7 protein-coding genes are annotated in these 7,571 nt (G+C 70.8%); all 7 read left to right on the plus strand.

All coding sequences use genetic code 11. The annotated features are described in order from the left end of the window. Positions 1 to 103 precede the first annotated feature (103 nt). The 7 genes from GAS53_RS49040 to kynU all read left to right on the plus strand — a co-directional run bounded on the left by GAS53_RS49040 (position 104) and on the right by kynU (position 7,158). Positions 104 to 901, plus strand: coding sequence for an aldose epimerase family protein (locus GAS53_RS49040; protein WP_151484284.1), 798 nt, complete (start codon positions 104 to 106; stop codon positions 899 to 901). Between the two features lie 20 nt (positions 902 to 921). Beyond that, positions 922 to 1,470, plus strand: a complete 549-nt coding sequence (pyrE, locus tag GAS53_RS49045; protein ID WP_151484285.1) for an orotate phosphoribosyltransferase — start codon at positions 922 to 924, stop codon at positions 1,468 to 1,470. Between the two features lie 167 nt (positions 1,471 to 1,637). Further along, positions 1,638 to 2,660 (plus strand): class II fructose-bisphosphate aldolase, encoded by a 1,023-nt coding sequence (gene fbaA / locus GAS53_RS49050; RefSeq protein ID WP_151484286.1) that lies wholly within the window; start codon positions 1,638 to 1,640, stop codon positions 2,658 to 2,660. 78 nt (positions 2,661 to 2,738) lie between these two features. After that, positions 2,739 to 4,232, plus strand: a complete 1,494-nt coding sequence (locus tag GAS53_RS49055) for an MFS transporter (protein ID WP_151484287.1) — start codon at positions 2,739 to 2,741, stop codon at positions 4,230 to 4,232. 193 nt (positions 4,233 to 4,425) lie between these two features. Continuing rightward, positions 4,426 to 4,839, plus strand: a complete 414-nt coding sequence (locus GAS53_RS49060; RefSeq protein WP_151484288.1) for a DUF3151 domain-containing protein — start codon at positions 4,426 to 4,428, stop codon at positions 4,837 to 4,839. A 167-nt stretch (positions 4,840 to 5,006) separates the two neighbouring features. Continuing rightward, positions 5,007 to 5,855: a tryptophan 2,3-dioxygenase family protein gene (locus tag GAS53_RS49065; RefSeq protein WP_151484289.1), complete on the plus strand. Its 849-nt coding sequence runs from the start codon at positions 5,007 to 5,009 to the stop codon at positions 5,853 to 5,855. A gap of 103 nt (positions 5,856 to 5,958) precedes the next feature. Next, positions 5,959 to 7,158, plus strand: coding sequence for a kynureninase (kynU, locus tag GAS53_RS49070; protein WP_151484304.1), 1,200 nt, complete (start codon positions 5,959 to 5,961; stop codon positions 7,156 to 7,158). The last annotated feature ends 413 nt before the right edge of the window (positions 7,159 to 7,571 follow it).

Genomic DNA, 7,571 nt, shown 5'->3' on the forward strand with positions numbered 1-7,571 from the left:
GGCGCGGGGAACTGCGCGACCAGCCCACGACAACCCGCAGTCAAGCACCCGAGGTCAAGCCCCACAGACCCACACCCCGCCCATACCCCGTAGGGTCGGCGGCGTGAGTAACGAAGACATCACGCTGACCGCGGCCGGAGCGGAAGCGACCGTGCAGCCGGGCAACGGCGGACGGATCGGCGGACTGAGGGTCGGCGGCGTCGAACTGCTGCGGCAGGGCGCGAAGTTCGGCTGCTTCCCGATGGTCCCGTGGTGCGGCCGCACCAGGGACGGCCGTTTCCTGAACGGCGCCACACCCCACCAGCTCCCTCTCAACTCCCCACCGCACGCCATCCACGGCACCGCCCGCGACGCCGCCTGGCGCACGGCCCGCAGGAGCGAGAGCGAGGCCGTCATCACGTACGACCTCGCCGACCCCTGGCCGTACGCGGGCCGCGTCACCCAGGCCGTGGCGCTGGCCGAGGACGCCCTGACGCTGACCATGTCGGTGGAGACGTACGACGACTCCTTCCCGGCGCAGATCGGCTGGCACCCGTGGTTCAACCGCAATCTGGGAGGCGAGGGCGCGCAGGACGTACGGATCGACTTCACGCCCGCCTGGCAGGAGGAGCGCGGTGACGACCACCTCCCCACCGGCCGCCGTATCGACCGGCGGCCCGGCCCCTGGGACGACTGCTTCGGGATGCCCGGCGGCGTCGACGTCACCCTCACCTGGCCCGGACAGCTGGAGCTGACCGTGGCCAGCCGCGAGGAGTGGGTTGTCGTGTACGACGAGCAGGAGGCCGCCGTATGCGTGGAACCGCAGACCGGACCGCCCAACGGCCTGAACACCCTGCCCCGCCTGGTCACCCCCATCGAGCCCCTCGAGGCCACCACGACCTGGACCTGGCGGCGCCTCTGAGCGCCTCTAAGCTGACACGCATGAGTGATGTACGCGGCGAGCTGCTGCAGCAGATCAAGGACAAGGCCGTGGTGCACGGCAAGGTGACCCTCTCCTCGGGTCTGGAGGCCGACTACTACGTCGACCTGCGACGGGTCACGCTGGACGGCGAGGCCGCCCCGCTGGTCGGCCAGGTGCTGCTCGACCTGACGGCGGACCTCGACTTCGACGCGGTCGGCGGCCTCACCATGGGCGCCGACCCGGTGGCCGGGGCGATGCTGCACGCGGCCGCCGCACGAGGGCGCAGGCTCGACGCCTTCGTCGTACGGAAGGCCGCCAAGGCGCACGGCATGCAGCGTCGTGTCGAGGGCCCGGAGATCGCGGGCCGTCGGGTGCTCGTCGTCGAGGACACCTCCACCACCGGCGGTTCCCCGCTCACCGCTGTGGAGGCCGTGCGCGAGGCCGGCGCGGAGGTCGTCGGCGTGGCGACCATCGTCGACCGCGCCACGGGCGCCGCCGAGAAGATCCAGGAAGGCGCCGGGGTGCCCTACCTCTTCGCGTACTCGAAGGACGAGCTGGGCCTGGACTGACGTACGGCGGGGTGCCCCGCCCTCGGGGGACGTACGGCCTCTTGGCTGCTTGACGCCCGGGGCGGGAGCATCGGGTCAAGTCTGGAAAGATGGGGACGACGATGACGTCGCCCCCCTAGGTCAGGGCCGTAAGCAGAACGCCACCCGCACATACAAGGAGCGGACAGATGCCCATCGCAACCCCCGAGGTCTACAACGAGATGCTCGACCGGGCGAAGGCAGGCAAGTTCGCCTACCCGGCCATCAACGTGACCTCGTCCCAGACCCTGCACGCTGCTCTGCGCGGCTTCGCGGAGGCCGAGAGCGACGGCATCATCCAGATCTCCACCGGTGGTGCGGAGTTCCTGGGCGGCCAGCACAACAAGGAGATGGTGACCGGCGCGGTCGCGCTCGCCGAGTTCGCGCACATCGTCGCCGCGAAGTACGACATCACGGTCGCCCTGCACACGGACCACTGCCCCAAGGACAAGCTCGACGGGTACGTACGTCCGCTGCTGGCCGTCTCCGAGGAGCGCGTCAAGGCCGGTCAGAACCCGCTTTTCCAGTCCCACATGTGGGACGGCTCCGCGGAGACCCTCGCCGACAACCTCTCCATCGCGCAGGAGCTGCTCGCCCGCGCCGCCGCCGCGAAGATCATCCTCGAGGTGGAGATCACCCCGACGGGTGGCGAGGAGGACGGCGTCTCCCACGAGATCAACGACAACCTGTACACGACGGTCGACGACGCGATCCGTACCGCCGAGGCCCTGGGCCTGGGCGAGAAGGGCCGCTACCTCCTTGCCGCGTCCTTCGGCAACGTGCACGGCGTCTACAAGCCGGGCAACGTCGTGCTCCGTCCCGAGCTGCTCAAGGAGCTGAACGAGGGCGTCGGCGCCAAGTACGGCAAGGCCTCCCCGTTCGACTTCGTCTTCCACGGCGGCTCCGGCTCCACGGCGGAGGAGATCGCCACGGCGCTGGAGAACGGCGTCGTCAAGATGAACCTGGACACCGACACCCAGTACGCGTTCACGCGCCCGGTCGCGGACCACATGTTCCGCAACTACGACGGCGTGCTGAAGGTCGACGGCGAGGTCGGCAACAAGAAGACGTACGACCCCCGCACCTGGGGCAAGCTCGCCGAGGCCTCGATGGCCAAGCGGGTGACCGAGGCCTGCGGCAACCTGCGCTCCACGGGCACGAAGATCAAGTAGCAGCCCGGGTTCCACCGGCAGGGCCCGGTTCTCCTTTCGGAGGGCCGGGCCCTGCCGTCTGTCCGTATGCTCCGGGGTATGGCTGCCCCTCCGAAGGAGTCCCCGCCTGTCAGGATGTCCTCTCCCGCGGGGAAGTGGATCCTGCTGACCACGGTGCTCGGTTCGAGCATGGCGATGCTGGACTCGACGGTCGTGAACGTCGCGCTGCCGACGATCGGCCGCGACCTCGACGCGGACCTGGCCGGCCTGCAGTGGACCGTCAACGCGTACATGCTGGCCCTCGCGGGCCTGATCCTTTTGGGCGGCGCCCTCGGCGACCGCTTCGGCCGCCGGAAGGTGTTCGTCGTCGGCGTGGTGTGGTTCGCGGCGGCGTCCCTGTTGTGCGGGCTCGCGCCCAGCGGGGGCGTCCTCATCGCGGCCCGCGCGCTGCAGGGCATCGGCGGTGCGCTGCTCACGCCCGGCTCACTCGCGCTGATCCAGGCGTCGTTCCATCCGGACGACCGGGCGAGGGCCGTCGGCCTCTGGTCGGGCTTCGGCGGCATCGGCGCGGCGGTCGGCCCGTTCCTGGGCGGCTGGCTGGTGGACGGCCCCGGCTGGCGCTGGGTGTTCCTCCTCAACGTCCCGCTCGCGCTGCTGTGCGCCCCGATCGCCCTGCGCCACGTACCGGAGTCGAAGGACGACCGGGTCCACGGGCGCGGCTTCGACGTGCTCGGCGCGGTCCTCGGCGCACTGGCCCTGGCCCTGGTGACGTACGCCCTGATCGAGGCGCCCGGCGGCTCGGTGCCCGTCGTCGCCGTGACGGCGGCCGCCGGTGTCGCGACGGGCGTCGCCTTCGTGTCCGTGGAGCGGCGGCGGCCCGATCCGATGATGCCGCTCGACATCTTCGGGTCACGCCAGTTCACGGCCGTCAACGTCGTCACCCTGTGCGTGTACGCGGCCTTCGGCGGGTTCTTCTTCCTTTCCGCGCTCCAGCTCCAGGTCGTCGCGGGCTACTCGGCGCTCGGCGCGGGCACGGCCCTGCTGCCGACGACGGTCCTGATGCTGCTGCTGTCCGCCCGCTCGGGCGAGCTGGGCCAGCGCATCGGCCCGCGCATCCCGCTCACCGTGGGCCCGCTGCTGTGCGCGGCCGGGATGCTGCTGATGCTGCGGGTGGGCACCGACGCCTCGTACGTAGGTGACGTGCTGCCCGCCGTGCTGGTGCTCGGCCTCGGCATGGTGACGCTGGTCGCGCCCCTCACGGCGACCGTGCTCGCCTCCGTGGACGTCGGCCGGGCGGGTCTGGCCAGCGGAATCAACAACGCGGCGGCCCGTGCGGCCGGCCTCGTCGCCGTGGCCGCGCTGCCGCTGCTGGCCGGGATGGGCGAGGAGGCGTACCGCTCGGCGGACGCCTTCGACGACGCGTTCCGGCGGGCGATGCCCCTGTGCGCGGGCATCCTGCTCGTGGGCGCGGTGGTCGCCTTCGCGACCGTACGCAAGCCGCCGCCGGACTGCCGCCGCCCCGAGTGCCTCACGCACGGCAATGTGACGACCCCGCCGCTGGAGCCGAACCTCTCGCGTGGGCGCCTCGAATAACACGCACCTCTGACACGCATGGCACGTACCTACGCATAACGTGCACCTACGCATAATGCGTACCTTCTGACACGTACTTTCGTGCGGCGAGTGGGGCGTGCGCTCGCGTCACGCGTGACACACGCGTTCGCGCCCTGAGTAAACCCGACCCGCGATGCCCGCACGGGCGCCATGGCCAGGCAGACTGGAACCCATGGCCAATCACGAGAACCTCCTCGGGGGACCGCCCCCGACCCATCTGCCCGACGACCCGGAGCCGCGTGAGCTCCTCGCGAACGGCGCGGCGCCCGCCGATGTCGCCGCCAAGTACCCCACCTCCTCGCTCGCCTGGGCCCAGCTGGCCGACGACGCGTACGAGCGCGGCAGTGTCGTCGAGTCGTACGCGTACGCCCGTACCGGCTACCACCGCGGCCTGGACTCCCTGCGGCGGGGCGGCTGGAAGGGCCACGGCCCGGTGCCCTGGGAGCACGAGCCGAACCGCGGCTTCCTGCGCGCCCTGCACGGCCTCGCCCGCGCCGCACAGGCGATCGGCGAGCAGGAGGAGTACGAGCGCTGCACCCAGTTCCTGAAGGACTCCTCACCGACGGCGGCCCAGACGCTGGGCTAGCCCCACGGACCCCCGAGGGGTCGCGTTCATGCAGGTCCGCCTGGTGTGACCGGGCGGACCTTGCGGTTTCGGGGCACGATTGTGGAGTATGCCGGTGGGGACCGGGGCCCCCGTGTCGATAACGGCAGGGGCGGACCGCTACCCGGAGTACATAACAGGAGACAGCGATGTCCCACCAGGCTCAGCACTCTGATGAGGCTCACGAGCCCGAGACCCCGCATCTCGACTTCCAGGGCACGACCCCGTACGAGGACTACGTCCAGGCGGACGTCCTGACCCACCTCCAGCACACCCTCTCCGACGACCCCGGAGAGATGGTCTTCCTGGTGACCACCCAGGTCATGGAGCTGTGGTTCACCGTCATCGTCCACGAGTGGGAGACCGCGGCCCGTGCCCTGCGCGGCGACGACGTGCCGGTCGCGGTGGCGGCCCTGAAGCGGTCGGTACGGGAGCTGGAGGCGCTGAACGCCTCCTGGAAGCCCCTCGGCCAGCTGACTCCGGCCCAGTTCAACTCGTACCGCAGCGCCCTCGGCGAGGGCTCTGGCTTCCAGTCCGCGATGTACCGGCGGATGGAGTTCCTGCTCGGCGAGAAGTCCTCGTCCATGCTCGTACCGCACCGGGGCGCGCCCCGCGTCCACGCCGAGCTGGAGAAGGCGCTCCACGAACCGAGCCTGTACGACGAGGTGTTGCGGCTGCTGGCGCGGCGCGGGCACGCGATTCCCCCGGCCGTGGTGGACCGTGACGTATCTCTTCGTTATGACCCCTCGCCCGAGGTCGAGGGCGTGTGGACGGATCTGTACGCGGGGGACGAGAGCTCCGAACTCGCCCGGCTGGGCGAGGCGTTGACCGATGTGGCCGAGCTGGTGTGGCGATGGCGGAACGATCACCTGGTGGCCACGCGACGGGCCATGGGGGCGAAGACCGGCACGGGCGGCTCGGCCGGGGTGGCCTGGCTGGAGAAGCGGGCCCAGAAGAACGTGTTCCCCGAACTGTGGACGGCGCGGTCCCATGTCTGAGTCCGAGGTGAGGGCGTCCGAGGTGGGGGCGTCAGAGGTGAGGGCCTCCGAGGTGGGGGTCCCTGAGTTGAGGGTGCCTGAGTTGAGGGAGTCCGAGGTGCGGGTGTCCGAGTTGCGGGTGAAGGCCGAGAAGCTGGACTCGGCCGACGAACTGGCGCAGCTGCGCGCCCAGTTCGTGCTCGACGACACGGTGTACCTGGACGGGAACTCGCTGGGCGCGCTGCCCCGCTCGGTGCCCGGACGCGTCGAGGACGTCGTGCGCCGGCAGTGGGGTTCGCTGCGGATCCGGTCCTGGGACGAGAGCGGCTGGTGGACGGCGCCGGAGCGGATCGGCGACCGGATCGCGCCGCTGGTGGGCGCGGCCGCCGGGCAGATCGTGGTCGGCGACTCGACAAGTGTCAACGTTTTCAAGGCAGTTGTGGGCGCGGTACGGCTCGCGGGCGGCGGTCGGGAGGGGGCGAGCGGCCGGGACGAGATCCTGGTCGACGCGACGACGTTCCCCACGGACGGGTACATAGCCGCCTCGGCGGCGCGGCTCACCGGCTGCACACTGCGGCCGGTGGCACCGGGCGAGGTGCTGGAAGCCCTGGGCGAACGCACCGCCGCGGTGCTGCTGAACCACGTCGACTACCGCACGGGCCGCCTGCACGACCTCCCGTCCCTGACGGCGGCGATCCACCAGGCGGGTGCGCTCGCGGTCTGGGACCTCTGCCACAGCGCGGGCGCCCTGCCGGTGGGCCTCGACGAACACGGCGTGGACCTGGCGGTCGGCTGCACCTACAAGTACCTGAACGGAGGCCCGGGTTCCCCGGCATACCTCTACGTCCGCCAGGACCACCAGTCGCGCTTCGACTCACCGCTGCCGGGCTGGAACTCCCACGCCGACCCCTTCGGCATGACCCCGGACTTCACCCCGGCCCCCGGCGCCCTGCGCGGCCGCGTCGGCACCCCCGACATCCTCTCCATGCTCGCCCTGGAGGCGGCCCTGGAGGTCTGGGACGACGTCTCCATCACCGCGGTCCGCGCCAAGTCACTGGCCCTGACGGACTTCTTCCTGGAGTGCGTCGAGGCGTACGTCCCCCAGGGCGCGGTGGAGTCGGTGACTCCGTCCGCCCACGCGGAACGGGGCAGCCAGGTCGCCCTGCGCTGCGACGGCGCGGGCGAGGTGATGCGCCGCCTGATCGAGCACGGCGTGATCGGCGACTTCCGCGAACCGGACGTCCTGCGCTTCGGCTTCACGCCGTTGTACGTGGGCTTCGGGGACGTGGAGAGGGCGGCGAGGGTGTTGGGGGAGATCCTCTAGCCCGTCCGGCGCTGGAACTTTCAGCCGCCCCAGGTTCGGGTTCACAGCCTGTCCGACATCTCGAGTCCAACGCCGTTGAGGCTGTTTTCCCGCCCACTCCGGTGATCCCGCCCACCCGCGTTGGCCTCCGCCCATCCAGCCTGTCCGGTGTTTGAGTCGGAGGTCGTTCGGGCTGTTTTCTTACCGACCCCGGTGATTCCGCCCACCCGCGTTGGCTTCCGCCCACTCAGCCTGTCCGGTGTTTGAGGCGGAGGTCGTTCAGACTGTTTTCCCGCCCACTCCGGTCATCCCGCCCACGCATGCCAGCTTCCGCCCATCCAGCCTGTCCGGTGTTTGAGGCGGAGGTCGTTCAGACTGTTTTCCCGCCCACCCGGTCATCCCACCCACCCACGCCAGCCTCCGCCCACCCAGCC

This window comes from Streptomyces albicerus (assembly GCF_008905045.1).
GTDB lineage: Bacteria > Actinomycetota > Actinomycetes > Streptomycetales > Streptomycetaceae > Streptomyces > Streptomyces albicerus.

Excerpts from the sequence above, each read along its gene's own strand:
- GAS53_RS49055 (WP_151484287.1), top strand. The coding sequence starts at position 2,739 with ATGGCTGCCCCTCCGAAGGAGTCCCCGCCTGTCAGGATGTCCTCTCCC.
- GAS53_RS49060 (WP_151484288.1), top strand. The coding sequence starts at position 4,426 with ATGGCCAATCACGAGAACCTCCTCGGGGGACCGCCCCCGACCCATCTG.
- GAS53_RS49065 (WP_151484289.1), top strand. The coding sequence starts at position 5,007 with ATGTCCCACCAGGCTCAGCACTCTGATGAGGCTCACGAGCCCGAGACC.
- fbaA (WP_151484286.1), top strand. The coding sequence starts at position 1,638 with ATGCCCATCGCAACCCCCGAGGTCTACAACGAGATGCTCGACCGGGCG.
- pyrE (WP_151484285.1), top strand. The coding sequence starts at position 922 with ATGAGTGATGTACGCGGCGAGCTGCTGCAGCAGATCAAGGACAAGGCC.